The organism is Luteitalea pratensis, from assembly GCF_001618865.1.
GTDB lineage: Bacteria > Acidobacteriota > Vicinamibacteria > Vicinamibacterales > Vicinamibacteraceae > Luteitalea > Luteitalea pratensis.
Genome location: NZ_CP015136.1, coordinates 2,463,277 through 2,490,076, shown reverse-complemented (window position 1 = coordinate 2,490,076; position 26,800 = coordinate 2,463,277). Strand labels below are relative to the sequence as shown.

21 protein-coding genes are annotated in these 26,800 nt (G+C 67.8%); 9 read left to right on the top strand and 12 right to left on the bottom strand.

What is annotated here, in order from left to right; all coding sequences use genetic code 11:
• Positions 1 to 207: 207 nt before the first annotated feature.
• On the bottom strand, positions 208 to 1,935 hold the full coding sequence (locus LuPra_RS10225; RefSeq protein ID WP_110170651.1) for an IlvD/Edd family dehydratase: 1,728 nt from the start codon (positions 1,933 to 1,935) through the stop codon (positions 208 to 210).
• A 284-nt stretch (positions 1,936 to 2,219) separates the two neighbouring features.
• Between LuPra_RS10225 and LuPra_RS31760 the strand changes: the two genes are divergently transcribed.
• Genes LuPra_RS31760 through mprF form a run of 3 tightly spaced genes read left to right on the top strand, consistent with a single transcriptional unit; the run spans position 2,220 to position 5,867 of the window.
• On the top strand, positions 2,220 to 2,447 hold the full coding sequence (locus LuPra_RS31760; protein WP_157898973.1) for a hypothetical protein: 228 nt from the start codon (positions 2,220 to 2,222) through the stop codon (positions 2,445 to 2,447).
• Positions 2,448 to 2,499: 52 nt separating this feature from the next.
• Entirely contained in the window at positions 2,500 to 3,285 is a 786-nt protein-coding gene (locus LuPra_RS10215; RefSeq protein ID WP_110170649.1) for an alpha/beta hydrolase, read from the top strand.
• Complete coding sequence (mprF, locus tag LuPra_RS10210) at positions 3,282 to 5,867, top strand: bifunctional lysylphosphatidylglycerol flippase/synthetase MprF (protein ID WP_110170648.1); 2,586 nt, start codon at positions 3,282 to 3,284, stop codon at positions 5,865 to 5,867. The genes LuPra_RS10215 and mprF overlap by 4 nt, the downstream gene beginning before the upstream one ends.
• A gap of 168 nt (positions 5,868 to 6,035) precedes the next feature.
• Here mprF and LuPra_RS10205 read toward each other — a convergent pair whose 3' ends face one another.
• Entirely contained in the window at positions 6,036 to 7,394 is a 1,359-nt protein-coding gene (locus LuPra_RS10205; protein WP_237050890.1) for a NupC/NupG family nucleoside CNT transporter, read from the bottom strand.
• A 536-nt stretch (positions 7,395 to 7,930) separates the two neighbouring features.
• Positions 7,931 to 8,191 (bottom strand): hypothetical protein, encoded by a 261-nt coding sequence (locus tag LuPra_RS10200; RefSeq protein WP_110170647.1) that lies wholly within the window; start codon positions 8,189 to 8,191, stop codon positions 7,931 to 7,933.
• 137 nt (positions 8,192 to 8,328) lie between these two features.
• Here LuPra_RS10200 and LuPra_RS10195 point away from each other — a divergent pair, with 137 nt between their 5' ends.
• Positions 8,329 to 10,470: a hypothetical protein gene (locus LuPra_RS10195; RefSeq protein WP_157898972.1), complete on the top strand. Its 2,142-nt coding sequence runs from the start codon at positions 8,329 to 8,331 to the stop codon at positions 10,468 to 10,470.
• Positions 10,471 to 10,599: 129 nt separating this feature from the next.
• On the opposite strand, the gene cax is transcribed toward LuPra_RS10195, so the two are convergent.
• The 3 genes from cax to LuPra_RS10180 all read right to left on the bottom strand — a co-directional run bounded on the left by cax (position 10,600) and on the right by LuPra_RS10180 (position 14,558).
• Positions 10,600 to 11,667: a calcium/proton exchanger gene (gene cax / locus LuPra_RS10190; RefSeq protein WP_110170645.1), complete on the bottom strand. Its 1,068-nt coding sequence runs from the start codon at positions 11,665 to 11,667 to the stop codon at positions 10,600 to 10,602.
• 78 nt (positions 11,668 to 11,745) lie between these two features.
• A complete protein-coding gene (locus LuPra_RS10185) occupies positions 11,746 to 14,049 on the bottom strand; it encodes a patatin-like phospholipase family protein (RefSeq protein WP_162271350.1) in 2,304 nt (767 codons plus the stop codon).
• A gap of 56 nt (positions 14,050 to 14,105) precedes the next feature.
• A complete protein-coding gene (locus LuPra_RS10180; RefSeq protein WP_110170643.1) occupies positions 14,106 to 14,558 on the bottom strand; it encodes a c-type cytochrome in 453 nt (150 codons plus the stop codon).
• A gap of 266 nt (positions 14,559 to 14,824) precedes the next feature.
• Here LuPra_RS10180 and LuPra_RS10175 point away from each other — a divergent pair, with 266 nt between their 5' ends.
• Positions 14,825 to 16,657 (top strand): phosphoenolpyruvate carboxykinase (GTP), encoded by a 1,833-nt coding sequence (locus LuPra_RS10175; protein WP_110170642.1) that lies wholly within the window; start codon positions 14,825 to 14,827, stop codon positions 16,655 to 16,657.
• Positions 16,658 to 16,737: 80 nt separating this feature from the next.
• Here LuPra_RS10175 and LuPra_RS10170 read toward each other — a convergent pair whose 3' ends face one another.
• Complete coding sequence (locus LuPra_RS10170; protein ID WP_234800813.1) at positions 16,738 to 17,529, bottom strand: proteasome-type protease; 792 nt, start codon at positions 17,527 to 17,529, stop codon at positions 16,738 to 16,740.
• Positions 17,530 to 17,593: 64 nt separating this feature from the next.
• On the opposite strand from LuPra_RS10170, the gene LuPra_RS10165 reads away from it, so the two are divergent.
• Positions 17,594 to 18,445, top strand: a complete 852-nt coding sequence (locus LuPra_RS10165; protein ID WP_110170641.1) for a transglutaminase-like domain-containing protein — start codon at positions 17,594 to 17,596, stop codon at positions 18,443 to 18,445.
• Here the strand turns inward: LuPra_RS10165 and LuPra_RS10160 are convergent.
• A complete protein-coding gene (locus tag LuPra_RS10160) occupies positions 18,442 to 19,311 on the bottom strand; it encodes a 5'-3' exonuclease (protein WP_110170640.1) in 870 nt (289 codons plus the stop codon). The two genes, LuPra_RS10165 and LuPra_RS10160, sit on opposite strands and share 4 nt — an antisense overlap.
• A gap of 8 nt (positions 19,312 to 19,319) precedes the next feature.
• A complete protein-coding gene (gene hmgA / locus LuPra_RS10155; RefSeq protein WP_110170639.1) occupies positions 19,320 to 20,657 on the bottom strand; it encodes a homogentisate 1,2-dioxygenase in 1,338 nt (445 codons plus the stop codon).
• 198 nt (positions 20,658 to 20,855) lie between these two features.
• Here hmgA and LuPra_RS10150 point away from each other — a divergent pair, with 198 nt between their 5' ends.
• The gene (locus LuPra_RS10150) at positions 20,856 to 21,962 is read left to right on the top strand and encodes an NADH:flavin oxidoreductase/NADH oxidase (protein WP_110174618.1); all 1,107 of its coding nucleotides are present in this window, start codon (positions 20,856 to 20,858) and stop codon (positions 21,960 to 21,962) included.
• Between the two features lie 251 nt (positions 21,963 to 22,213).
• Here LuPra_RS10150 and LuPra_RS10145 read toward each other — a convergent pair whose 3' ends face one another.
• Together LuPra_RS10145 and LuPra_RS10140 are read right to left on the bottom strand one after the other, a co-directional pair.
• A complete protein-coding gene (locus LuPra_RS10145) occupies positions 22,214 to 22,750 on the bottom strand; it encodes a DUF6265 family protein (RefSeq protein WP_110170638.1) in 537 nt (178 codons plus the stop codon).
• Between the two features lie 135 nt (positions 22,751 to 22,885).
• Complete coding sequence (locus LuPra_RS10140; protein WP_110174617.1) at positions 22,886 to 23,449, bottom strand: sugar O-acetyltransferase; 564 nt, start codon at positions 23,447 to 23,449, stop codon at positions 22,886 to 22,888.
• A gap of 335 nt (positions 23,450 to 23,784) precedes the next feature.
• On the opposite strand from LuPra_RS10140, the gene LuPra_RS10135 reads away from it, so the two are divergent.
• On the top strand, positions 23,785 to 24,288 hold the full coding sequence (locus LuPra_RS10135; protein ID WP_157898971.1) for a plastocyanin/azurin family copper-binding protein: 504 nt from the start codon (positions 23,785 to 23,787) through the stop codon (positions 24,286 to 24,288).
• Positions 24,289 to 24,482: 194 nt separating this feature from the next.
• On the opposite strand, the gene LuPra_RS10125 is transcribed toward LuPra_RS10135, so the two are convergent.
• A complete protein-coding gene (locus LuPra_RS10125; protein WP_201792207.1) occupies positions 24,483 to 24,917 on the bottom strand; it encodes a group III truncated hemoglobin in 435 nt (144 codons plus the stop codon).
• A gap of 158 nt (positions 24,918 to 25,075) precedes the next feature.
• On the opposite strand from LuPra_RS10125, the gene LuPra_RS10120 reads away from it, so the two are divergent.
• Positions 25,076 to 26,791 carry a TolB family protein gene (locus LuPra_RS10120; RefSeq protein ID WP_162271349.1) on the top strand — a complete coding sequence of 572 codons (1,716 nt, stop codon included), beginning with the start codon at positions 25,076 to 25,078 and terminating at the stop codon, positions 26,789 to 26,791.
• Positions 26,792 to 26,800: the final 9 nt, after the last annotated feature.

The following is a 26,800-nucleotide window of genomic DNA, read 5'->3' as shown; positions in this document are numbered from 1 at the left end:
AGCCGTCGACGGGCGGTGGTGTTCCCGGACGAAGGGAACGCCGCCACGCGTCAGCGCCGACCTGAAGGTCGGCGCCTACACCTGAAAGCGCCTCCACTGAAAGCCTTGTTAACGGCGGTCAGCGTTTGGCGTTCAACGTTGTGCGTTCGTCTCAGGCCGCACTTCCTCCTCCGTCCTCCGTCCTCCCTCCTCCGTCCTCCGTCCTCCCTAATGGGAGTGCCTCGGCACGGCTGCTCCGCTGCCGCCCTTCAGGAAGTCGAGGTCGGCGCCTTCGTTGGCCTGGGTCACGTGCTCCACGTACAGCTTCACGTAACCGCGGTCGACGATCGGCGGCGGCGGTTGCCAGGCCGCCCGCCGGCGCGCGAGTTCCTCGTCGTCCACGAGCAACGACAGTCGGCGGGCCGGGACGTCGAGTTCGATCAGGTCACCGGTCGTGACGAGCGCGAGAGGACCTCCGACCGCCGCTTCGGGCGCGACGTGGAGGACGACGGTGCCGTACGCGGTGCCCGACATCCGCGCATCCGAGATGCGGACCATGTCCGTGACGCCCTCGCGCAGCAACCTCGGCGGCAGCGGCATGTTGCCGACTTCCGGCATGCCGGGGTAGCCGCGGGGCCCGCACAGCTTCAACACCAGCACGCTGTTGGCGTCCACGTCGAGATCCGGCGCGTCGATGCGCGCGTAGAAGTCGTCGATGTCCTCGAACACCATCGCGCGGCCGGTGTGCCGCAGCAAGTGCGGACTGGCCGCCGCCGGCTTGATGATCGCGCCGTCCGGGCTGAGGTTGCCGGTCAGCACCGCGATGCCGCTGTCGGGCACCACGGGATTGGTCCGTCGCCTGATGACCTCCTCGTTGTAACAGGGGGCATCCGCGATGAGTTCGCCCATCGTCCGACCGGTCACGGTGATCGCGTCGCGGTGAACGAGGTCGCCGAGTTCGCGCAGAACGGCGGGCAGACCGCCCGCATAGTAGAAGTCCTCCATCAGGAAGCGGCCGGATGGCATCAGATCCACGAGGCACGACACCTCGCGGCCGAGGCGATCCCAGTCCTCGAGCGAGAACTCGATGCCGACACGCCCCGCGATCGCCAGCAGGTGAATCACTGCATTGGTCGAGCCACCGACGGCGTTGACGGCACGCACCGCGTTCTCGAATGCCTTGCGCGTGAGCACCTGTGACGGCTTGAGATCCGCCTCCACCATCGCGACGATGCGATTGCCCACAAGGTGGGCGAGCCTGGATCGACGCGCATCGACGGCGGGGATCGCGGCGTTGGTCGGCAACGCCAGGCCGAGCGCTTCCACCAGGCACGCCATCGTCGACGCCGTGCCCATGGTCATGCAGTGGCCGGCCGAGCGGCTCATGCCGGCTTCGGCATCGCGGAAGTCCTCCGGCGACATGTTCCCGCAGCGGACCTCCTCGCTGAACTTCCAGACGTGGGTGCCCGAGCCGATGTCGTGGCCGCGGAACTTGCCGTTCAGCATCGGACCGCCCGACAGCACGATGGTCGGCAGGTCCACGCTCGCCGCGCCCATCACGCACGCCGGTGTCGTCTTGTCGCAGCCGACGAGCAGCACGACGCCGTCGAGCGGGTTGCCGCGGATCGATTCCTCGACGTCCATGCTCGCGAGGTTACGGAAGAGCATCGCGGTGGGCCGCAACTGCGTCTCGCCGAGCGACATGACCGGGAACTCGAGCGGAAAGCCGCCGGCTTCGTAAACGCCGTGCTTGACGTGCTCGGCCAGGTCACGCAGGTGCGCGTTGCATGGCGTCAGCTCCGACCAGGTGTTGCAGATGCCAATGATCGGACGCCCGTCGAAGACGTGGTCGGGATGTCCCTGGTTCTTCATCCAGCTGCGGTGGATGAACGTGTTGCGGTCGATGCCGCTGAACCACGCCGTGCTGCGGCGCGCGCCCTTCTTCTGCTCTGCCATGCGCTCTCCCCATGCTGATGGCGCCCGATGATGCCACGAGCGCGTCGACCTGAAGGTCGACGCCTACGGCTTTCCGGGTTGTAGCCGTCGACCTTCAGGTCGACGGGGCGATCGAGTGGAACCGGCTGTCCGGATGAGCCTACTGGATGCCGCGTCTATCTTTCACAACTGTAATCGTCACGACATCGTGGTGAAAGGCGGTGGCACGTATGGTCTTGACAGAACGCTGCATGCCGCGCCAGCGTCCGTCATCGAACTCGCGCGGCAGATACCGAGTCATCGTCATGCGCCGCTCCCTGCTCGCCACCACGTTCGGGCTCCTGGCCATTGCGGCCAGCGCCTCGGCTGCCCCGCAATCAAGCAAGCCCGCGACACCGCCCACGACCACCGAGAAAGCCGACACCACCAAGCACCATTCGAAGGACAAGAAGGCCCACAAGGAGAAGGAGAAGACCGGCTCGACTACGGCGACGACCCAGTCCACCAACAAGAAGACCACGACCAAGCCATAGTCGCCTGGCATGCGCGTGCGCCGCCCTCCCGGCGCACGCGTCAGTCGCTGACATGTCCACGAACCCGCTCTGCACTCTGGGGTCGGCGTTGCGTGTCGCGACGCTCGCCCTCCTCATCCTCGCCTCGAGCGCCGCTGCGCAGGTGACCCAGGTCGTCTCGCTGCGCGGCCACGTGCAGACACTGCGCGTGTACGGCACGCCCGGCCATACGCCGATCATCGTATCGAGCGGCGACGGTGGCTGGTTGCACCTGGCGCCACACGTCGCGGCATTGCTGGCGTCGAAGGGCTACTTCGTCATCGGCTTCGATGCGCGCGGTTATCTCGAGAGCTTCACGACGGGGGGCACGACCCTACGTCCGACCGACGCGCCAGTGGACTTCCGCACACTGGCGGCCCTCGCGTCCGGAGGCACTGAGCGCAAGCCCGTGCTTGTCGGCGTCTCGGAAGGCGCGGGCCTCTCGCTGCTGGCCGCGACTGATCCGGTGACGCGGCAGGCGGTGGCGGGTGTGATCGCCCTCGGCTTGCCGGACGTCAACGAACTCGGCTGGCGCTGGAAGGATGCCCTCAGCTATCTCACGCATGCGACGCCGGCCGAGCCGACGTTCAGCACCGCGGCCATCGCCTCTCGACTCGCTCCTGCCCCGCTGGCGGCGATCCACTCCACGCACGACGAGTTCGTGCCACTGCCCGAAGTGCAGCGCATCCTCGCGGCCGCGCGGGAGCCGAAGCGTCTGTGGATCGTGCCGGCCGCGGATCATCGCTTCAGCGATAATCTCGCGGAACTCGACACCCGCCTGCTCGAAGCGCTGGCGTGGGTCCGGCAACAGGGACCATGAGCACGCCGCTGGTGTCCGAAGCGCCTGGTCACGCCGTGCTGCGACGGCTCGTGCAGACGCTCCCGGCATTGGCCAGCCTCATCGCGTTCGCCGTGGCGCTCGAGGTGTTGCGGTTCGAAGTGCGCAACGTCGGCTGGCACGACCTCACCCGTGCCCTGTCGCACACACCGCCAGCACGGCTGCTGGCCGCCCTGGCGCTCACCACTGCCAACTACATTGTACTGACCGGCTACGACCTGCTCGCCTTCCGCTACCTCGGTCGCCAGCTGCCGCGAGCACGCATCGCCGCGACGGCGTTTGTCGCCTACGCGATCGCGCACAACGTCGGCTTTGCCGCGCTGTCGGGTGCGTCGGTCCGATACCGCTTCTACGCGCGCTGGGGCCTGTCGGCCGAGGATCTCTCCCGGATCGTGTTCAGCACCGCGCTGACCTTCTGGGTCGGCCTCTGCGCGCTTGGCGGCGCGAGCCTGCTCGTCGCCCCGATCCCCGTCGCGTGGGCCGCAGGCGCACCGTTGCTGCGGCTGGCTGGCGCGGTACTGGTGGGACTGGTCATCGTCTACCTCGCCGCCAGCGCCATGCGGCAAACACCGCTGCGGCTCGCGGGCCTCACGCTACCAATGCCGTCTGCGACGATCGCCGGCGCCCAGCTGGCGCTCTCCTCCACGGACTGGCTCCTGGCGGCGTTGGCGTTGTACGTGCTCTTGCCCGCCGGGGCACCGCCGTTGCCTTCCTTCGTCAGCGCGTTCCTGGTCGCGATTCTCGTCGGGATGGTGAGCCACGTGCCCGGCGGCCTCGGTGTGTTCGAGGGGCTGATGGTCGTCCTGCTGCGCCCCTGGTTGCCGGCGGCCACGTTGCTGCCAGTCTTTGTCGTCTATCGCGTCGTCTACTACCTGCTGCCGCTGGTCCTCGCGCTGCTCGGCCTGGTGTGCGACGAAGCGCATCAGCGACGCGCGCACGTCGCGCGCGCAGCCCGCTGGCTCGGCGACGCGACCGAACGGATCACCCCTGCGGTCCTTGCGGCGTTCACCTTCCTCTGCGGCCTGCTGCTGCTGTTCTCGGGCGCCACGCCCGCGGCGCCGGGCCGTCTCGGCCTGCTGCACCGCATGCTTCCGCTCGGCGTGATCGAGACCTCGCATTTCCTCGGCAGCGTCGCTGGGGCCGGCCTCCTGGTCATCGCGCATGGCCTGGCCCGTCGGCTCGATGCGGCGTACTACTTCTCGACGATGCTGATCTCGGTCGGGACGGTGGCGTCGCTGCTGAAGGGCGGCGACGTCGAGGAGGCGACGGTGCTGCTCGCCCTGCTCGCAGTGCTGTCGGTGGCTCGGCCGGCATTCGATCGCCGGGCGGCGTTCTTCGAGACACGTTTCTCCGGCGCCTGGCTGGCGGCGCTGGCCGGGGCGCTCGGCGCGTCCACCTGGCTGGGCCTGTTCGCGTTCAAGCACGTGGAGTACGCGTCGGACCTCTGGTGGCGCTTCGAACTCGCGGGCGATGCCTCACGCTTCCTGCGTGGCTCGGTTGGCGCTGCGATCGTCGTGCTACTGGTCGGCCTGGCGCGACTCACGTCGCCGGCGCCACACATCGTCGAGCCACCGAGCGACGACGACCTGGCCGACGCCCACCGTGTCATCGAGACGCAGGCCTCGACGCAGGCCAACCTCGTCTTCCTGCGCGACAAGGCCGTGCTGTTTTCGACGCGTCGGGACGGCTTCGTGATGTACGGCGTGCGCGGCCACTCCTGGGTCGCGATGGGCGATCCTGTCGGCCCCGCGTCGGCGCGGCGCGATCTGATCCGGGCGTTCCTCGAGCGTGTCGACGACTTCGGCGGCGCGCCGGTGTTCTACGAGGTCGGGGCCGGGGGCCTGCACCACTATGCCGATTTCGGCCTTGCCTTCCAGAAGCTCGGAGAGGAGGCGCACGTCGACCTGCGGCGGTTCACGACGGCCGGTGCGCATGGCTCGAAGTTCCGGCAGGCCGTGCGCCGTCTCGAACGCGAAGGCGGGACCTTTCGCGTCATCCCCGCAGCGGAGGTCGGCGCTGCCCTGCCCGAGTTGCGCCGCGTCTCGGACGACTGGCTCGCCCGCAAGTCGGCGGGCGAAAAGGGCTTCTCGCTCGGATTCTTCGACGGGGCCTACCTTTGCCGCTTCCCTGTCGCCGTCGTCGAGCGCGCTGGCGTCATCGAGGCGTTCGCGAACCTGTGGCCGGGCGCACACCATGTGGAACTCTCTGTCGACCTGATGCGGTTCACGCAGCACGCGCCGAAGTCGGCCATGGAGGGGTTGCTCGTCCACGTCATGCTGTGGGGCCAGGAACGCGGCTACGCGGAGTTCTCACTGGGCATGGCGCCGCTCTCGGGGTTCGAGCGTTCGCCGGTCGCATCGTTGTGGCAACGCGCCGGGGGCTTCGTTTTCATGCACGGCGAGGGACTCTATGGCTTCCAGGGGCTGCGTGCCTTCAAGGAGAAGTTCGAGCCGCGGTGGGAGCCGCGTTACCTCGCGTATCGTGGCGGCTTCGGCCTGCCGCGTGTCCTGGCCGACGTCTCGGCCCTGGTTGCCGGCGGCTACCGGCACGTGTTCCTGAAGTAACAACGCGGATGAAGGCCGCGTGCGGAGAACGGGCCCGTGGGCGTACTGCGAAATTTTAAATTTCAAAATTTCAAATTACATTGCCGCCGCCATGCGTCGAGCTGCCGACCATGGCGGTGAAATTCTGCAATTGTGGAATTCTGAAATTTCTAGGCGTCGACGACTCGGCTAGAGCAGGAAGCCGGCGATCGTGGCGGTGACGAAGTTGGCGAGCGTGCCGGCCATCATCGCGCGGAAACCGAGACGGGCGAGGTCGCTGCGACGGCTCGGCGCGAGCGCGCCGATGCCACCGACCTGCATGCCGATCGACGCGAAGTTGGCAAAGCCGCACAAGGCGAACGTCGCGATGGTGAACGAACGCGGATCCAGGCTGGCCTTCATCGGCCCGAGCTGCGAGTAGGCGACGAACTCGTTCAGCACCATGCGCGTGCCGAGCAGGTTGCCGATCGCCGGCGCGTCGCGCCAGGGCACGCCCATGCTCCACGCGATCGGCGCGAAGACCCATCCGAAGATCTGCTGCAGGCTGAGGCCCACCAGGCCCAGGATCGCGTTCAGCAGTGCGATCAGCGCCAGGAACGAGATGAGCATCGCGCCGACGTTCAACGCGAGCATGAGCCCTTCGGACGTTCCGCGTCCGGCCGCGTCGATGATGTTGACGTCGGTCTTCTCGTGGTCCAGCTTGACGGTGCCCATTGTCTCGGGCACCTGCGTTTCTGGCACGAAAATCTTGGCCATCATCAGCGTGCCAGGCGCGGTCATGATGACGGCGGTCAGCAGGTGCTGGGCCTCGATGCCGAAGAGCACGTAGGCGGCCATGATTCCGCCCGAGATGTGGGCCATGCCCGAGGTCATCACCGTCATCAGCTCGGACTGCGTCATCTTCGCGAGGAACGGCCGGATGGTCAGCGGCGCCTCGGTCTGCCCCATGAAGATGCTCGCGGCGACATTGAGCGTCTCGGCGCCGCTCGCCTTCATCACCCAGCGCATGCCCATCGCGAAGCCGCGCACCACGAGCTGCATCACCCCGAGGTAGTAGAGGATCGCGAACAGCGAGGCGATGAAGATGATCGTCGGCAGGACCTGGAACGCGAACAGCACCGAGTACTGCGCACCTTCCTCGCCGAGGGCGGCGGTCATGATGCGCGGCCAGACCGCCTTGTTGCCGAGCGGGCCGAACACGAAACCGGCCCCGACGCCGCCGAAGTCGAGCAGCCAGTTGATGCCGCGGCCGGCGGCCGCGAAGGCCTCGCGCCCTGGCGTGGTGCGCAACACGATGAGCGCGATGACGATCTGCAGGCTGAGGCCCCACGCCACCGTCTTGCGGTCGATCGCGGCGCGGTTGGACGACCAGCAGAACGCGATCGCCAGCAGCACGAGGAGTCCGGTCAATGACTGGACCTTGGGCGCATGGGCGACCGACGCAATGCCCGCCGCGATTGCCGCACCCCCCAGCAGCGCGCCAAGGACAACGAAATCCGCCTGGCGCCAGGGAGCGCGGGCGGGAGCCGGAGCTGGTGCATGAGTCACAGGCGGGGAGTATACCGAACGGCTCAGGACGGAGGACGGAGGAGAGAGGACTGAGGTAGGAACGAGGAGGGAGGACCGAGGAACACCTCCAGCCGCTCTACGTCCTTTCGCTCGGCGCCGCGCCCGGTCCTTTGTTTTCGACCTCTTTCCTCAGTCCTCCGTCTTACCTCGTTCCTCCGTCCTCCGTCCTCCGTCCTGTATCCTCCGTCCTGTATCCTCCGTCCTCACTTCCCCGTTCCCCGGTCCCTGCGTAGGCGTCGAGCTTGCTCGATGCCCGCGATCCGCGATCCGCGATCCCCGATCCGACTTAGTGGAGCCAGCCAGCGCCACCGACACTGTTGGGCAGGACGCCGGCGGCAGATACGAGTAGCAGGGCGACCGACGCCGCTGCGCTCGTACGCATTCGCTGCACGTTCGCGCGGGGTCCCAAGGCCCTGGATCGTTGGCGGCCTTCAGCTCGGCGAGGCCGGGAATCTGGCGGTCATCGTGACGCGTATCTGGCGACGCGCGCGGCATCGCGCTGGGCCCGCGGCGGCTCACCTCGCGCCGGTGTCGAGGCGGACGCGTCCCTGCCACGGCGCGACTATCTCCGCCGCGAGGCGCTCCGCTTCGCCCGCCGTCCTGATCGGCTGATCGAGCACACGCTCTCCCCGGTAATTGAAGATCCCGAACCCCGAGTCCTCCATGCGGATGACCACGTCCCCGACCGGCACGTCGGTCTCCAGCGGGTTCTCGCCGGAGCCCGGTGACAATGCGTCCAGATCGGACAGGAATGCGTGCGCAATCGGCTGGTTCACGGTGTGCGGCGACCTTTCTGCCGTACCTGGATCAACAGCACACGGCGTGCCATTCGAACCGGATGAGCCTGCGCGGGTACTAATGAGGCATGCCGAATCGATTGCGTGGTTGCCTGATGGCGTCGAGTGCAACTGCCATGCTCCTGCTTGCGACAGCCTCGTCGACCAGTGCCCAGGGGCCAGCGACAGTCCCGCCGGGGCCGGCCGCCCCGCGGACGCGGGCCTCGGACCGCACCGAACAGGGCGCTGTGTTGTCCCCGCCGGACGCAGCCAGGCTGCCGGTCCGTCGTGTCGTGCTCTACAAGAGTGGAGTCGGGTACTTCGAGCACCTGGGTCGCGTGCGTGGCGACCAGGCGGTGTCCATCGATCTGACGAGCGGCCAGCTCGATGACGTGCTCAAGTCGCTGACCACGGCCGACCTCGGCAACGGGCGCGTAACCGGCATCACCTTCAACTCCTCCGCCCCGGTGGAGCAGCGGCTCCGAATGCTTGGGCTGCCGCTCGGCGCCTCGACCTCGCCGGCCGACCTGCTCAACGCCCTTCGTGGCGCGCGCGTCGAGGTCCAGGCCGGCAGCGCTGCCATCGTCGGACGCATCCTGAGCCTCGAAGAACGCCAGCGCACGGCCGACGGTGCGACAGAAACGCGGCAGGAGCTCACGATCGTCACCGACGCGGGCCTCGTCCGGACGTTCACCCTTGGCCCGGCCATCGGCATCCGGCTGGCCGAGGCCGAAATGCGAGGCGAACTCTCGCAATATCTCGACCTCGTCGGCTCGACCCGCGCCCGAGACGTCCGCCGGCTGCGCATCGGCACGACGGGCAGCGGCGTGCGTGACCTGCTCGTGAGCTACGTCAGCGAGGTGCCGGTGTGGAAGTCAACCTACCGCCTCGTGATTCCGTCGGCCGGTAACCGCGCGCCGTTCCTGCAGGGCTGGGCGATCGTCGACAACACGCTCGGCGAGGACTGGACCGACGTCGAGCTGTCCCTGGTGGCGGGCGCACCGCAGTCCTTCGTGCAGCAGGTGTCGCAGCCCCTCTATACGCGCAGGCCCGTGGTGCCGCTGCCGAGGACGGCGATGCTGACGCCGCAGACCCATGACGGCACGCTCGAGGCATTCGCGAAGGCAGAGTCCGTCGAGGGAGGCATTCCGGGCGGTGCGCTGGGCGGCGTGGTCGGGGGCCTGCCCAGCGCGCCGAATGCCGCCCCGGTGCCCGCACCTTTGAAGGAGGCGCGCTCGCGCGAAGACGCGGTCGTGGAGAGCCTGGCGGCGGCACCCGTGGCCGCGCGTGGCCAGGAACTCGGCGACCTCTTCCAGTACACGTTGACGCAACCGATCACGGTTCGACGCAACCAGTCGGCGCTCGTCCCCATCGTGCAGGCCGACGTGGCGATTGAACGCGTCTCGCTGTGGAACGCCGCGTCGGGCACTGGCCGGCCGTGGCGGGCGGTGTGGCTGACCAACGATACCGGCCTCACGCTCGACGGCGGCAGCGTCGCGCTCGTCGAGGGTGGTGCCTTTGCCGGTGAAGGCCTACTCGAGGCGATCCAGCCCAAGGAACGTCGGCTGATCTCGTATGCGGTCGATCTCGCGGCGCGCGTCAGCGTCGTGCACGATGGCGGGCCGCGTCGCGTCAGCCGCATGCGCATCGGCAAGGGCGCCTTCGTGCAGGTCGTGCAGGAACGCGTCACGAGCACGTACACCATCCGCAACGAGGACAGCACAGCACGGACGTTCGTGATCGAGCATGCGCGCCGCGACGGCTGGTCCCTCGCCGCGGGCACCGCGACGCCTGCTGAGGCCACGGCGGCGCAGCATCGATTCCGGGTCGTGGTCGATCCGCGTGCCTCGACGGAGCTGAAGGTGGAGCAAGTCCGCGAGGTGGAGACGCGCGTCGCCGTCACGACGATCACGAGCGACCAGATCGCGCTCATCCTGCAAGGTCGCGACGTCGACGCCTCCGTCGCACCGCAGCTGCGCGCGGTGATGGCGCAGAACGCCGAGGTCACACGCTTGCAGTCCGCCGTTCGCGAACGCCGGGCCGAGATCGAACGGATCGAGAAGGACCAGGCCCGCGTGCGCGAGAACCTCGCGGCCCTCAAGACCAGCGCCGAGGAACGACAGCTCGTCGCCCGCTACGCATCGCAGCTCAATACGCAGGAGGATCGGCTGGTCGTGCTGCGCCGCGACATCGAGGACCTCGAACTCCAGCGCGTCAAGGCCCAGGACGAACTCGTACGCCTGGCAAACGCGGTGGCGCTCGACATCACGATGGAGTAAAGAACTCAGTAGCCTGCAGCCGTACAGTCTCAGGTCTCAGGTCTCAGGTCCCAGGTCCCAGGTCTCAGGTCTCGCGTGAGACTTGAGACTTGAGCCGTAGTGGCGATCCGCAGGCGGCAGCCCGTTCGGCTATTTCGGCAAGTAGAAGAAGCCGAGCGCAAGCATCACGTACACCGCCAGCAACTGGACGCCTTCCATCCAGTGCGTCTCGCCATCGTGCGCGATGAACGCGATGCTCAGCACCGCCACGCCGAGCGAGGCGATCTCGAACGGCGTGAACAGCAGGTCCATCGGCGCTGGCCCAATCACGTAGCTGAGAAAGACGAGGAGCGGCGCCACGAAGAGCGCAATCTGCGTCGAGGACCCGACCGCGATCGCGATCGCCGTATCCATCCGGTCCTGCGCCGCCATCGTCACCGCCGAGAAATGCTCCGCGGCATTGCCGACCAGGGCGACGATGATCACGCCGACGAAGACCTGCGTGAGCCCCAGGTCCTTCGCCGTCGCGCTGACCGATCCGACCAGCACCTCGCTGACCACCGCGACAGCCGCGGTGCTGCCGAGCAGCAGGAGGAGTGCGCCACGCACCGAGCCGCGTTCGCCTGCGACCGAGTCGTGTGTCTCACTGGCATCGGCCGCGCCGTAGACCTCGCGGTGTGTCCGCAACGTGAACACCAGTCCCAGGGCATAGGTGATGAACAGCACGACGGCGATTTCGGTGTCGAGCCTCAACTCCGCCGCAGGAGAGGCGACGCGGTGCAGCAGCGCCGGGACGATGAGCCCGATCACGCTGAGCAACAACATGGTGGTGCCGACGCCGGCGGCAGTGCGGTTGAAGGTCTGCACCGGCCGGCGGTAGCCCCCCACCACGGCTGCCGCCCCGAAGACGAGCAGCACGTTGCCGAGAATGGACCCGGTGATCGAGGCCTTCACCAGGTCGGTCAGGCCCTCCCGCAGAGCCAGCGCGCCGATGATCAGTTCAGCGGCGTTACCGAACGTCGCGTTCAGCAACCCACCGATGCCGCCGCCGAGGTGGTCGGCCAGCGTCTCGGTAGCGCGACCGATCGCGGCCGCCAGCGGCAGCAGCGCCAGCGTAGCGGCGCCGAAAATCAACAGGTGCCGGCCGGGCGACCGAAAGTGCAGGAACACGGCCACGGGAGCACCGGCCAACATCAGGACTTGAAGCCAACGGGACATCACAGCCTACAGCCTACAGCCTGCAGGCTACGGGCACAGGCTCCCGGCGGTAGGCCGCAGGCTGCAGGCCGCAGCCCGTTAGCGGAACACGCGGCCGATGCCGAGGTAGGTCCGCCAGCGTCCGTCGAAGCCGGTGGTGCCGGCGAGGACGACCGGTCCGACGATGGTGTCGAGGACGGCGCCGACGCTGACGTTGGTGCGCCACTTTGCGTCGGCCCAGTCATCGAATGCGTCGCCGTTCTCGAGCCAGCCGCCCGCGTACACGGGGCCACCGATGAAATCGGGAAGCCGCCAGACATGGTGAAGGTAGCCGCCACCGGCATTCCACGCGTGCTCGCCGCGGATTTCGCCAGGCGCGTAGGCCCCCAGGCGGAACGCGGACCCGACGCTGAAGATGGACGTCGGCGGAGGATCGCCGCCCAACGTGGTGCCGAGCCCGCCAAAGGCGAACAAGCGTCCCGATGGGCCCGCCATGCGGAAGGTGTTGCCGCTGAATGTCAGTTGCGTGAACGACGCCGAGGACGACACTGGCTCCTCGATGCTCGAGATGTCGGGCGCCTCGAAGGCGTGCGCGATCCGCACGTGCGAGAAGACGCCCTGGCTCGGCACCACCGGACTGTCCTGCGTGTCCATCCGCCAGGCAAGGTCGAGACCGGAGTCGCGCCCGGCAATCTCCGGCAGGTTCGGGTCGCCCACCTCGATGCGGGCGGTCGTGTGGCCGATATAGGTGCCGAAGCGTACGTCGCTCGTCGCGCCGAGATTGACGCCGAGGTTGATGCCGACACGTGACGTGGTCCTGCCATACCGGGCGACGACGGTCTCGTCCTCGATGGCGTTGAGCGTCTCGGTGAGCAGGCCCGCGTACGGCGCCACGAACATGTTCGAATGCCCGATTGGCCGGTACCACTCCGCGGCGACCCCGGGGTCGGAACCGAGCGTGCCGTCGAAGCGGAGTTCCGAGCCGGACCCACCCAGGTCGAAGGCCAGGTACCGGGCGGTGGCCGTGATGCGGAAGTCCTGCGACGTGGTGTTCTCGAGGTTGACGCCGAGCATCATGAAGGGCGGCGCATTCGGCTTGGGGCGGCCACGCACCACCAGTCCGTACCGGCCGGACTCGTCTCGCGCCGTCCGCCAGGTGATGGTCTCGTAACGATCGAGACCGGTGAGTTCAGCAAGATCCTTCTCGATGCCCGCGATATCGAGGGGAACGCCGACGTGACGCTCGAGCAGGGACTCGAGTCGCTTTGCATCGTTGGTGCCGAACCCTTCGAGACGAACGAATGTGGGGTCGGGGATCCCCGTCCGGCGCCGCGACAGCCGCTCCTGCCGCCAGGCCTCGTACTCGGCCTCGCTGACCGCGAGCGGCAGCAACTGGTCGCGCATCGCCTCGGCGGCGCGGTAACCCTCGTCGGCCAGTTCGGCGGCGCGGCGCCAGTCGAGCGACCCGTACGCGCGGAGGGGCACGTTGAGTACCACGTCGGCCGATTCGAGCGACTTCCGTGTCGAGGCACGCATCATCGCGTCCAGCGTCGACCCGGCGAGGCCGAGCAAGGTGTAACTCAGGCTCTCGGGGTTGGACAACTCGCCGACGTTGACCGCGATGACGACATCGGCGCCCATCGACTTCACGACGTCGGCCGGCACGTTGTTCATGGCGCCGCCGTCCACGAGCACGTGACCCTCAAGGACGACCGGCGGGAAGATCAACGGCAACGACATCGTCGCGCGCATCGCGTCGGCCAGCGATCCGCGCCGCAGCACCACCTGGCTCGCCGTGACGAGATCCACGGCGACGGTCCGGAACGGCGTCGGCAGGGCGTCGAAGGATTCGATGTCGTGGTAGGGAGCCGCGATGCGCTCGAGAAACAGCTCCACGTATTCGCCGCTGTTCAGCGACGTCGGTGGGACGATGCCGCCCTTGAGGCCGAACTCGAGGCGCGACGGATAGTCCCGCGCATCGGCCTTGCGGCGGATGTTCTTGTACACGAAGTTCGACGAACCGAACAACTGATCCCAGTCCATCGTGTCGAGCACGGTCTGAAGTTCGGCCGCCTCCATGCCCGTGGCATAGACTCCGCCGATCAGCCCACCCATGCTGGTACCCGCGGCGACGTCGATGGGAACCCGATGCTCCTCCAGCCAGCGGATGACACCGACGTGCGCGATGCCGCGAGCGCTGCCGCCGCCGAACGCCACGCCCACCGTGCGCCGCGAGGCGAGGCCCGCGACGCGCGGCGAGGTGTTGTCCTGCGGTCCGAGCGCACCGGCAGATACTCCGGCGCGCTGGAGTGGTGCCGCGCAAGCGGCCCCACCAACAATCACGACCACCGCCGTCAGGAGCCGCCAATCGCGATGCCGCCGGTTTTGCCAGGAGTGGGTCACGCCGACATGCTGGCCCGGCGGGGCGGCATGGGGCAAGTGCCGCCTTCAGTCAGCGCTTACCTGGCCTGCAGCGACTGGAGGTACGTGGTCAGGTTGGTGACCCGCAATTGCGCGACAGCGTCGCCCTCGGCTCTCCGGAAGAGCGGCCCCCACATCGGCATCTCGATCGATCCGTGCGCAGCCGGTAGCCGCTCCGGGCCCAGGATCTTCTGCATGATCGCCCCTCCGTCGAACTTGCCATTTCGTTTGGCGATTGTCGTCAGATCCGGCACCGGCACCTTCAGCGCTGGCACGGCGGGCCCACCGCCCCTGGCGTCGACGCCGTGGCACACGGCGCAATAGGCCAGGAAGTTGTCCTTGCCCTCCGCCGAGACCAATGGCTGGTAGGTGCCGGTCTTGACTGGCGGTGCGCCGGCTTGCTGCACCGTGGTTGCCCCCAGCAACGCCACCAATGCGAACGCTCCGGTCGCAACTGCTGTCAACAGCCTCATGGCGTGTCTGCTAGTCATGTGTGCCTCCCGCGCGGGCCTCTCTGCACGAGCCCGTACATCGCAACTCTGCTGCAAGAGCTCTGCCCATCGGTGGTGCGCTGGGTTGGCGCTTACGCCGCGATCGGGAGCGCGGCGCTGCGGCGTCCGAGGGAAATTCCCTCGCCATGGGGATTTTCCCGGCAGGCAGGCCCGGCGACCCAATCCACGTGGGAGGGGATGGTCGCGCCCGGTCCGTGCAGAGACATCGTCAAAGGGAGCGAAGTGGTAATAGGATCATAAGCCGCATGACGACCGTCACCCTTGACAGGGACCCGTCCGTACCTCTCGCGAACAACCCTCACCTGCTGCGTTGGGTCGAGAAGATGCGACACCTGACGAGCCCGGCGACCGTTCACTGGGTGGACGGCTCGCAGGCCGAATACGACGCGCTGTGCGACCGGATGGTGGAGACCGGTACCCTCGTCAAGCTCAACGACCATCTCTGGCCCGGCTGCTATTACGCGCGTTCGGATGCGTCGGACGTGGCTCGCGTGGAGCAGCGGACCTTCGTCTGCTCGCTCTCGAGGGATGCCGCCGGACCGACCAACAACTGGGTCAACCCGTTCGAGATGCGCAAGACGCTGCGCGGCCTCTTCAGGGGCTGCATGGCGGGCCGGACGATGTACGTGCTGGCCTACAGCATGGGCGAAGTCGGATCACCGATGTCGCAGATTGGCGTCCAGCTCACCGACTCGCCGTACGTCGTCGCGAGCATGCGGATCATGGCGCGGATCGGGCTGGCGGTCCTCGGGGAGATCGACCGCGATACCAAGCGGGTCGTGCCGTGCATGCACAGCGTCGGCATGCCGCTGCAGCCAGGCGCAACCGACGTCGCCTGGCCCTGCAACGACGACAAGTACATCGTCCACTTCCCGGAAACCCGAGAGATCTGGTCCTACGGCTCCGGGTACGGTGGCAACGCCCTGCTTGGCAAGAAGTGCTTCGGGCTACGCATCGCGTCGGCGATGGCGCGCGACGAGGGCTGGATGGCCGAGCACATGCTGATCCTCGGCGTCGAGGATCCGCACGGCGAGAAGACCTACGTGGCCGCGGCGTTCCCGAGCGCGTGCGGCAAGACCAACCTGGCCATGCTCGTGCCGCCGAAGGCCATGAAGGGCTGGACGGTGTCGACGATCGGCGACGACATCGCGTGGCTCAAGCCTGATGCGGAGGGGCGCCTGCGCGCGATCAACCCCGAAGCCGGGATGTTCGGCGTCGCTCCGGGCACGTCGCAGAAGACCAACCCCAACGCGATGGCCACGATCGCGCGCAACACGATCTTCACCAACGTCGCGCTCACGCCAGAGGGCGGAGTGTGGTGGGAAGGCATGACTGCGACGCCGCCCGCAGAGTGCCTGGACTGGCGTGGCAAGCGCTGGACACCGGAGATGGCTCACGAGACCGGCGCCACGGCGGCGCATCCGAATGCCCGCTTCACGGCGCCGATCGCGCAGTGCCCGATCATCGACCCCGGCTTCAACGATCCGCTCGGCGTGCCGATCAGCGCCATCATCTTCGGCGGACGCCGCGCCACCACCATGCCGCTCGTGTACCAGGCGTTCAACTGGACGTCAGGCGTCTACATGGGCGCGACGATGGGGTCGGAGACGACGGCGGCGGCGGCCGGCGCCGTCGGCAAGGTCCGGCGCGATCCGATGGCGATGCTGCCCTTCTGCGGCTATCACATGGCCGATTACTTCCGGCACTGGATCGCCATGCAGCGGATGCTGACCGAGACGCCGAAGATCTTCCACGTCAACTGGTTCCGCAAGGATGCCGAGGGCAGGTTCCTGTGGCCCGGGTTCAGCGACAACATGCGCGTGCTGCGCTGGGTGGTGGACCGGGTACGCGGCCGCGTGCCGACGCGTGAGTCGGCTCTGGGGTGGATGCCGCGCTACCAGGACATCGACTGGCGTGGCCTCGAGTTCGGCGAGTCGGCGTTCGAACAACTGCAGGCCGTGGATCCCGCGCAGTGGCGTCGGGAAGTGATGGAGCACGAGGAACTGTTCCTCCAGCTCCACTCGCATCTTCCGAAGGAGATGATCTACGAGCGCGAACTGCTCATTTGCCGACTGTAGGGCAGGTACGCCACAGGTCCCAGGTCTCAGGTCTCAGGATTGACTTGAGACTTGAAGCCTGAGACTTGAGACACCCGCGATCACCCGAGGTCGGTCGCTGGTTCGCGAGCGAAATCGATCTCGGGCAACTGCTGCACGGCGCGGCGCAGCGACGACTCCCACGAGGTGTGAATCAGCCGCAGGTCGGGATCGTTCGCTTCCAGACGCCGGTACCGATCCACCGTCAGCGAGTCCTTGCGATACAGCAGCAGATCGATCGGCGGCCCGACCGTGACGTTGGACCGCATCGTCGCATCGAGTGAAAGCAGCGCGTACTTGGCCGCGATCTCCAGTGGCGTGTCCGCCTCGATGCCGCGGTCGAGAATCGGCCGGCCGTACTTGACCTCACCCAGTTGCAGGTACCGCGAGTCCTCGGTGGCCTGCAGCGGGTTGCCCTGCGGGTAGATCAAGTACAGCGCCGGCGGCTGGCCCTTGACCTGGCCGCCGAGCAGTAGGTGGACGTTGAAGCTGTAGTTGTCCCGCTCGAGCGCCTCGCGGTCGATCTCGGACACTTGCCGGACGGTATCGCCGACGATGCGGGCGGCATGGTAGACCGAGGGCGCGGCAGCGAGGCCGAGCCCGGCGTCGAAGTCGGCACGCAGCAGCGACAGCACCGATTGGCTGATCGACAGGCTGCCGCTCGTCAGGATCACGAAGACGCGCTCGCCTTCGTTGACGAAGCGGTACATCTTGCGGCAGACGTTCACCTGGTCGTAGCCAGCGTTGGATCGGGAGTCCGAGGCCATCACGAGGCCGTCCGACGTCACGATGCCGAGACAGTAGGTCACGCGATCCTTTCGCGCCGCGATGTCGCGCGGCGCCCACCACATCATACAGAGCCGGACGTGCACCCGGTTCCCTGGCCGTTCGGCACGAAACCTGCTATCAATATCCTTCGTGCTCATCCGTCTCGGCTACGACCTGCGCTTCGATCTGCCCGCGCCCACGGTGATGACCACCCTGTTACACGTGCACCCATCCCGCTGCGGCGACCTGCGGGAACCAGACTTCCTGCACGTGGAACCGCGCGTCGATGTCGAGTTCTTCCACGACCTGTTCGGCAATCTGGCGACGCGCCTGCGTCTCCCGGCCGGGACGGCGCGCCTGCATTCCCGCACCTTGATCGAGGATCCCGGCACCGTCGACGCCAGGGATCCGCTCGCGCCTCAGCTGGACCTGGCCGCCCTGCCGCCCGCCGTGCTGCGCTACCTCATGCCCAGCCGGTACTGCGAAGTCGACCTGCTGTCGGCGATCGCCCTGGAACTGTTCGGCGGCACGAAGCCGGGCTGGGAGCGTGTCGACGCCATCTGCACCTGGGTCCACACACGTGTCGCATTTTCATACGCGAAGGCCCGGGCGACGCGTGGCGCCCTGGATGTGTTCACGGAACGTGTCGGAGTGTGCCGCGACTTCCAGCACCTGGCCATCACCTTCTGCCGCTGCCTGAACATTCCGGCGCGCTACGCCGCCGGCTACCTCGGCGATATCCGCGTGCCCGTGGCGCCCGATCCGATGGACTTCAGCGCCTGGTTCGAGGTCTACCTGGGCGGCCGCTGGTGGGCGTGCGACGCACGACACAACACCCGGCGCGCGGGGAGGGTGCTGATGGCCACGGGCCTCGACGCCACTGACGCCGCGATCACGACGACGTTCGGCGCGTCGACGCTGACGCATTTCGAGGTGATCTCGGAGGAGGTCCCAGGCGACGCGTCCCGGGCCGTTCCGACCCACCGCGCCGCGACAGCCTAGCCGGCGCGCCCGTCGCGCGGCGGCTGTGTCACCGCCGCATCGAGCCGGGCGGCCAACGCCTCGAACCCTGGCCGCGGCCCCGTCCAGCGAAGCGATTCGACGTCGCTGAACAGGGGCACGTCCTCGCGCAACGTCGCCAACGTCCGGAACAGGAACGCCTCCTCGCGCTGCGCCGCCAGGCTCCGGGCGAGGCCGGCCGGGTTGGCCGCATTCGCGGTCCAGGTGCGGTAGTCCTCGGGAATGGCCTCGAGATGTTCGTACCGGGCGAGCACGACGGCCGCCGACTTCGCGCCCCAGCCGCGCACGCCGGGATAGCCGTCGGCGCTGTCGCCCACCAATGCCAGGTAGTCGGGGATCGAGGTCGGGGCGACACCGAACTTCGCACGCACGCCAGCCTCGTCGAGGGTGACGCGAGTGCGCCGGTGGACCTGCACCACCCGCGATCCGCGCACGCACTGCGACAGGTCCTTGTCCGGCGTGCAGATCAGCACCCGCAGCACGCGCGCGTCGGCCGCCGCCAGGTACGCCGCCGAGGCCAGCGCATCATCGGCTTCGACGTCGACCATCGGCCACACCACGAACCCTGCCGCGGTGAGCACCTCCTCGAGCAGCGGGAACTGCGCCCACAGGTCCGGAGGGATCCCCGCTCCCGTCTTGTAGCCGGGCCAGAGATCGTTGCGAAAGGATTCGATGACGTGATCGGTGGCCACGCCGACGTGCGTCGCGCCCTGGCGGACCAACGCGAGCAACGAGTGCAAGACGCCACGCGCCGCCGCGACTTCGCGGCCGTCGGCGTCGCGTGCCGGCGGCACCGCATGGTAATGGCGAAAGAGTTCGTAGGTGCCGTCGACGAGGTGGATGTGCATTGGGAAGGCTACGGGCGCGCCGGATCGAAATGCTTCTTCAGTTGCGTGCCGTACGCGCCGTAGCCGCGCTGGAACTGCTCGGCGCCGGCGGCCCAGGCCGAGACGCGCTGCATGAACCGTGTCTCGAACATGAAGGCGAGCGTGGCTTCGAGCTTGTGCGGCTGCAACTCGGCGTTGCTGGCCGCCTCGAAGGCGTCCACGTCCGGGCCGTGCGGCAGCATGGTGTTGTGCAGCGAGCACCCGCCAGGTACGAAGCCCTGCGGCTTGGCCTCGTACCGTCCGTAGATCAGGCCCATGAATTCACTCATCACGTTCATGTGGTACCACGGCGGGCGGAACGTGTTCTCGGCCACCGCCCAGCGCTCCGGGAAGATCACGAAGTCGACGTTGGCGGTGCCCCGTGTTTCCGACGGTGACGTGAGCACGGTGAAAATCGACGGATCCGCATGGTCGAAGAGGATGGGCCCGACCGGCGAGAAACGTCGCAGGTCGTACTTGTACGGCGCGTAGTTGCCGTGCCAGGCGACGACGTCGAGCGGCGAGTGATCGAGGGCGGTCGTCCACAGCGCGCCAGCCCACTTGACGAACATCCGTGACGAGGCGTCGCGATCCTCGTAGGCGGCGACAGGCGTCAGGAAATCACGCGAGTTCGCGAGACAGTTGGCGCCAATCGGCCCGCGCTCTGGCAGCGTGAACGCGCCGCCGTAGTTCTCGCACAGGTAGCCCCGCGCAGGGCCGTCCACCAGTTCGACGCGGAGCTTCACACCGCGGGGGATCACGGCCATCTCGCCTGGCGCGATGTCGATGATGCCGAACTCGGTCCAGAGGCGCAGCGCACCCTGCTGCGGCACGAACAACAACTCGCCGTCGGCATCGTAGAAGTACTCGTCCACCATCGAGCGCGTCACGAAATAGACGTGCGCGCCCATCCCGGCCTGACTGCTGGCGTCGCCGGCCGTGGTCATCGTGCGAACGCCCTCGAGCAATGACAGCGGCGCGTCCGGGATCGGGATCGGATCCCAGCGCATCGGCCCGATCGGCAGGTCCACCATTGGCGCCGGCGCGGTCAGCCACAGCCCCGCGTCCATCTTCTGGAACGTGCCCCAGTGCTGCAACGTCGGACGGATCCGGTAGAGCCACGATCGTTCGTTGCTCGCGCGCGGCGCCGTGAACGGCGAGCCCGACAACTGCTCCGCATACAGGCCGTACGCGCACTTCTGCGGCGAATTGCGGCCGATCGGCAAGGCGCCTGGCAGCGCTTCGGTCTCGAAGCCGTTGCCGAAGCCGGACAGGTACGCAACGGGGCCTTGCTGGCCCACGGCGAGCGCGGGGTACGGCTGGTTCATGGCGTGTTCCTCTCCGATTGACCTACCACATGTGACCGCGCGGGCGCCAACAGGAATGGGGCGCCCAGGAGCGGTCCCGACGAATGCCGAACGCTGAACGCCGAACGCCAAGGCCAAAGGAGGCTCGGGCCTGTGGGCACAGGAAGTTGGAAAGGCCCAGGGCCCAAGGCCCGTCACGCGACCGGTATGATCGACCCGATGCCCCACCTCTTCTCCCCGCTCACCATACGCGGCGCGACGATACCCAATCGGGTGTTCGTGTCGCCGATGTGCCAGTACTCGAGCCATGACGGCTTCGCTACCGACTGGCACTTCGTGCACCTCGGAACGTTTGCCGTCGGCGGCGCCGGCCTCGTCATCGCCGAGGCGACGGCGGTACAACCCAACGGCCGCATCAGCCCGCAGGACCTCGGCATCTGGCAGGACGGACACGTCGATGCCCTCGCACGCATCGCGCAGTTCGTTCATGGCCAGGGCAGCGTCGCGGGTATCCAACTCGCGCACGCCGGACGCAAGGCCAGCTGCCATCGGCCGTGGGAGGGCCAGGGGATCCTCCCCCAGGATCAGGGCGGCTGGCTCGACGTCGTCGCGCCATCGGCCATTCCGTTCTCCGACACGTACCCGCAGCCTCACGCCCTCACGTCCGGCGGAATCGCGGCGATCGTCGCGGCGTTTGCCGATGCGGCGGCGCGCGCGTGGGACGCCGGCTTCCGCGTCCTCGAGGTGCATGGCGCGCACGGGTACCTGCTGCACGAATTCCTCTCGCCCATCAGCAACCTCCGCGAGGACAAGTACGGGGGATCCTTCGAGAACCGATGCCGGATGACACTCGAGGTCGTGCGCGCCATCCGCACTCGTTGGCCCGAGCGGGCGCCACTGTTCGTGCGCCTGTCGGCCACCGACTGGGTGGAAGGAGGCTGGGACATCGAGGAGTGCGTGGATCTGGCGAGGCGATTGGCCGCCGAGGGGGTCGACCTCGTCGACTGCTCCTCCGGCGGCAACGCGTCGCACCAGCGCATCCCGGCGGCTCCGGGCTACCAGGTACCGTTCGCCAGCCGCATCCGTCGTGACGCCGGCGTCCTCACCGGCGCCGTCGGCATGATCACCGAAGCCAACCAGGCCGATCGCATCATTGCCGCAGAAGACGCGGACGCCGTGCTGCTGGCGCGCGAGATGCTGCGCGATCCTCGCTGGGCACAGCATGCGGCGCAGGCCCTGGGGCACGAAGTGCCCTGGCCCGCGCAGTATCTACGCGCCGCACCCGCCAGGGTGCCTACACGACGGTCCTGGACCATGGACGCCTGACGGGTAACGCTTAATGCTTAACGCTTCACGAGCGCCTCGCCAGGGGTTTGCGAGCCGAAGGCCCAGGGACCGAGGCCCAGTCGAAAGGCGTAGCGGTCGACCTTGGTCGACCGTCGTCTGCGCGTCGAGCAAGCTCGACGCCTACACCTTCAACAAGCGGTTCGCGCGTGGCGATCAGTGTTCGTATGCGGCGTTCGGCGTTCAACGTTCGGCGTCCGTCGCGATCCGTCTTGGAGCCCGGTGCCCGGTCTCTATTTCACCCGCGTGTAGGGAAACACCGTCTTGACCGGCTGGCCGTCACGCATGCGGTCGAGCACGATGGAGAGTTCGTCCGGCGAGGGCTTCGAGAACGTGATGCGGAGGGCGTTCGGTCCGGTGCTCTCGAACACGGCCACCTCGCCCACGACCTTCACGAGGCGATGCTCCGCGGCTTCACCCTGCGGCTCGCGACTCTTGAGGCCGGGGCCGGGCTCGAAGTGCTTGATCCGCAGGACCAGGCCACCTTCCTGCTCCTCGATCACGAGCAATTCGTAGAGCATGGCCTTGGTGCCCTGGAGATTGCGGTACGCGGCCACCATCGACGTGCCGGCGGGCGCCATCCAGTGCTGCTCGATGTGGCGATCGCCGAGCATGCCGGTCCACCGGCCGGTGATGAAGGCGACCTGCTGGATGGTGGCCTTTGCCGGCGGTGCCGTGCCGATCGCATCCTGGGCGAGGGAGGACGAAGCCGCGACGACCGTGCAGAGCACGGCCGGCAGCACGACGCGAAGGAGGGTCTGGAAACGCATGTCGGCGCCATCGTATCGCCAAATTCTGGATGCTGGATGCTGGATGCTGGAGGCTGGAGGCTGGAGGCTGGATGCTGGACGCTTCAACCTTTGCTGCGGGTGCGCGTCGAGCGTCAAGCCTCAAGCCTCGAGCGTCTAGCGTCTAGCGTCTAGCTGCCGGATGACGCGGCAGGGATTGCCCGCGGCCACTACGTCGTCCGGGATGTCGCGAGTGACGACGCTACCCGCACCGATGACGGTGCGCGACCCGATGGTCACGCCTGGCAGGATGATCGCCCCGCCGCCGACCCAGACGTCGTCGCCGATCGTGACCGGCCGCCCCGACTCGTGCAGGCGCCGCATGGCGGCATCGAGGGGATGGGTGGCGGTGTAAATCTGCACCGCGGGTCCGAACTGCGTGAAACTGCCGATCCGCACCGGGCATACGTCGAGGACGACGCAATCGAAGTTGAAGAAGACGCGGGCGCCGAGCTCGATGTGCACGCCGTAGTCGCACCAGAACGGCGCATGCAGCCCGACCGTCTCGCCGCCACGCTTGAACAACTCGACGAGGACGGCACGGCGAGCATCCTCGTCGCGCGGCGGAAGGGTCAGGAGACGCCGGCATCGCTCGACGGCGCTGGCACGAAGGTCGACCAGTTCCGGGTCACTCGGGTCGTAGGGTTCACCCGACAGCATCCGGTCGCGTTGGCTGCGCATGGTCAGCACACTACAGGGAATCGGGCATCGGGCACCGGGCACCGGGTACCGGGTACCGGGTACCGGGTACCGAGTACCGGGTACTGGGTGTCGGGCTCGGGATTCGGGACTGGGGCTCAGATTTGGAATTCGGGGCCGCCGACCCAGCTGCGGGGATACTGGCTCGGACATCACCCCTCGGCCATTGGGCATCAGGCATCAAGCATCAAGCATCAAGCATCAAGTGTGACACCGTTTCGGGTACGATGATGGATGGCGCGGGGTGTCCGACCGCAGCCGGCGCGGTGAGCCTATCCCGGGATCATCGCCTGTTCTCTTCCAAAGGATTGCTCTCGATGCCCCGTCACTCTCTGTGCGCCGCACTGTGCACCGTTGCGCTGACGCTGTCCCCGGCGCTGGCTCTGGCCCAAGCCCCGAAGACGGCCCCGAAGGCCGCCGCGCCCAAGGCCGCTGCCGGCGCCGCGAAGACCTTTACCGTGACCGCTGGCGACACCATGAAGTTCGCGCCGGCCATCATTCGCGTCAAGGCGGGCGACAAGGTCACCATCACGCTGAAGGCCGTGAGTGCCCTGCCGAAGATGGCGATGGCCCACAACTTCGTGCTGCTGAAGGCCGGCGTGGATGCGGCCGCCGTCGCCACGGCTGGCTCGACAGCTCGCGACACCGCCTTCGTCTCGCCCAAGTCCAAGGCACAGATCATCGCGGCCTCGGCGCTCGCGGGCGGCGGCGAGACCGTCACCGTGGAGTTCACGGCGCCGGCCGCCGGCAAGTACCAGTTCATCTGCACGTTCCCGGCCCACTTCCAGGCCGGCATGGTGGGTCAGCTCATCGTCGAGTAGCCGCCGGACTTGTCCGGCGGTCTGTCGCAGCACGTCGGGGCGGCATTCGCGACAGCGGAGGCCGCCCTTTCTGTATGCGGCCTTCGGCGGTCACCGTTTGACCGGGCACCGTTCGCCGTTCGGCGTGGCTGCTCGACGTTCGGCGTTCGACGTTCGGCGTTCGGCGTTGCTGCTCGACGTTCGGCGTTCGACGTTCAGCGTTCGTCAGGTTCCATCCGCAGCGCCTCCCGATACGCTCGGGAGAAGCCCTCTTCGGGCGAAGTGATCCCAAGCCGATACTGCATCGTCTCGGCGATGACCGCGGCGCGGCGCTTCGCCTGTGTCGCCATCTCCCCGACGAACAGGTCGTCGATTGCCTCGGCCCAGATCGAGAACCAGCGCTGGAAGTGCTGCGGCTGCAACGTCGCGGCCTCGTGCAGTGGCAGGTGCACGGCGATGGGCTGCCCGATGTACACGGGCCGTTGCAACAGCACCTGCTCCCAGAAGTTGCCGATCTGCGGCAGATGCTGCTCGAGGTCGAGGTGCGCGACTTCCGTGAACAGGTAGCCGATGACCTCATCGACCATCGCCCTGCTGTAGAAGTGGCGCAGCAGTCGATCGATATCGGCGCGTGTCTCGAGATCACTCACCTGTTCAGCGTACCGCGGACAGCAGAAGCGATCGGCCGGCGCCTCCGCTCATCGTGGGGATGCCGCACGACCGAGGGCTGTCGACGTTCCCGTCGAGCCGCCGGGCAAGGCCTGGTCGCGAAACTCTGCGGCGCGTCCGAATGCTAGCCTGCAAGGACATGGACACGCGCGTCCTCGTCGTTTCGCTCGGCCGCGTGGTGGCGGACCAGGTGCGCGTCGACGCCACCGAAGCGCATGCCGTCCTTCAGCACGTGTGGCAACGCATGCAGGCCAGCCGGGACACGCACGGGGCGACGATGCCGCTCCCGCCACTCGATGCGCTGGGGATCACGCCGTTCGGTGATTTCGAGCTGCGAGAGGCGGCATGTGCCGGCCCGCGTCGCAGGCGTCGGCCGCACGAGCTCGCCCAGGAGCTCGCCGGACTGTTGCTGCGCCTGCTTTCTTCTGCCGCGACCGAAATGGACCGCGTTCCGCGCACCTGCCTCGACGCGGCACGACGCGCATCGGCGCTCGGCCCGAGCCCCGACACTCTCGGTCCCATCGTCACGCCCGACGCGTTGTTCACCGCGATCGAGGCGTTCCGGCCGCGCGATCCCTCTGTCGCGCTGTCGGGACTGTATGCGCGGTGGATCCGCACGACCGATTCTGCTCACGCCGCGCCATGGGACGCGAGGGTGACGACCGGGCCGGCGCCCGTCAACCGGCGCATCGCCGGCGACGTGAAAGCGAGCGCAGCTATTCCTTCCGCGGCGGCAGTCGCCGATCCACGCATCGATGTCTTCCGATCGCCCGAGCATTGCTCACAGGATCGCGTTCCCACGAGGACACGCCGGCCCGTAGCAGCACTGCTTGCGCTGCTGTGCGTGATGCTCCTGGGAGGCGTGATTGTGCGGCAATGGACGACGCGTCAACCCCGTGACGCCGCGGCTGACCGCGCCATGGCTGACGGCAATGTCCTCCCAATCGGCGACAATGCCGGCGGACCGGTCGCCGCGGGAGAGCCGTCAGCAACGGAGGTCGAGATCGCACCTCCGCCGGCGCGCATCCGAGCACTGGGGGTACCTCTGCGCGCCCGGCGACTGCTCGACGCCGGCATGACCGGACGGCCGCCGTACTCGCCGTCGTTCGATCCACACCACAATGCGATCCTCTTCCACGCCGGCCTCGAACGCAGCGCCCTGCTGCAGGCGTCGATCGGAAGCGACGGAGCGGTCGACGGGATTTCGACGATACGCCAGGACGGCGCGCGGAACTATCACGCGCAGGTCTCGCCGGACGGCAGGCGCCTCGCATACGACTCCGATGCAGATGGAACCCGCGGTGTCTATATCGCAAACCGGGACGGCTCATCGCCGAAGCACGTGAGCGGAACCGGGTACGCGTCGGTGCCGGCCTGGTCGCCCGACGGGCAGTCCGTGGCGTTTGCGCGCGCCGAGCCCGGTCGGCCGCGTGTGTGGAACGTCTGGACGGTTCACGTGGCGACCGGTGCGCTGCGCCGACACACGGCGCACCGCGTGGGCCAGGCCTGGGGCGCCTCGTGGTTCCCTGATGGCCGGCAAGTCGCGTACAGCATCGAGGACCGCCTGGTCGTGCGTGACCTCGAGAACGGCGTCGCACGCGTGTATCGGACGCCGGTGGCGGGCCGGTTGGTGCGAACGCCGGCTGTATCACCCGATGGGCAGCGGATCGTGTTCCAGGTCTATCGGGCGGGCGCGTGGGTGCTCGACCTGCGAACGGGTGCGTCCAGGCGACTACTGGCCGATGCCTCCGCGCAGGAGTTCGCGTGGTCACCCGACGGCCGGCGGGTGGTATACGACAGCGTCCGCGGCGGCGAATGGGGCATCTGGATCCTGGAGATGTCGCTGGCACCCTAGCCGGTCGAC

Bases quoted from the DNA above. Each gene is read 5' to 3' on its own strand.
- LuPra_RS10225 (WP_110170651.1), bottom strand. From the start codon at position 1,935: ATGGCAGAGCAGAAGAAGGGCGCGCGCCGCAGCACGGCGTGGTTCAGC.
- LuPra_RS31760 (WP_157898973.1), top strand. From the start codon at position 2,220: ATGCGCCGCTCCCTGCTCGCCACCACGTTCGGGCTCCTGGCCATTGCG.
- LuPra_RS10215 (WP_110170649.1), top strand. From the start codon at position 2,500: ATGTCCACGAACCCGCTCTGCACTCTGGGGTCGGCGTTGCGTGTCGCG.
- mprF (WP_110170648.1), top strand. From the start codon at position 3,282: ATGAGCACGCCGCTGGTGTCCGAAGCGCCTGGTCACGCCGTGCTGCGA.
- LuPra_RS10195 (WP_157898972.1), top strand. From the start codon at position 8,329: ATGCTCCTGCTTGCGACAGCCTCGTCGACCAGTGCCCAGGGGCCAGCG.
- cax (WP_110170645.1), bottom strand. From the start codon at position 11,667: ATGTCCCGTTGGCTTCAAGTCCTGATGTTGGCCGGTGCTCCCGTGGCC.
- LuPra_RS10180 (WP_110170643.1), bottom strand. From the start codon at position 14,558: ATGACTAGCAGACACGCCATGAGGCTGTTGACAGCAGTTGCGACCGGA.
- LuPra_RS10175 (WP_110170642.1), top strand. From the start codon at position 14,825: ATGACGACCGTCACCCTTGACAGGGACCCGTCCGTACCTCTCGCGAAC.
- LuPra_RS10170 (WP_234800813.1), bottom strand. From the start codon at position 17,529: ATGATGTGGTGGGCGCCGCGCGACATCGCGGCGCGAAAGGATCGCGTG.
- LuPra_RS10160 (WP_110170640.1), bottom strand. From the start codon at position 19,311: ATGCACATCCACCTCGTCGACGGCACCTACGAACTCTTTCGCCATTAC.
- hmgA (WP_110170639.1), bottom strand. From the start codon at position 20,657: ATGAACCAGCCGTACCCCGCGCTCGCCGTGGGCCAGCAAGGCCCCGTT.
- LuPra_RS10150 (WP_110174618.1), top strand. From the start codon at position 20,856: ATGCCCCACCTCTTCTCCCCGCTCACCATACGCGGCGCGACGATACCC.
- LuPra_RS10145 (WP_110170638.1), bottom strand. From the start codon at position 22,750: ATGCGTTTCCAGACCCTCCTTCGCGTCGTGCTGCCGGCCGTGCTCTGC.
- LuPra_RS10140 (WP_110174617.1), bottom strand. From the start codon at position 23,449: ATGCGCAGCCAACGCGACCGGATGCTGTCGGGTGAACCCTACGACCCG.
- LuPra_RS10135 (WP_157898971.1), top strand. From the start codon at position 23,785: ATGCCCCGTCACTCTCTGTGCGCCGCACTGTGCACCGTTGCGCTGACG.
- LuPra_RS10120 (WP_162271349.1), top strand. From the start codon at position 25,076: ATGGACACGCGCGTCCTCGTCGTTTCGCTCGGCCGCGTGGTGGCGGAC.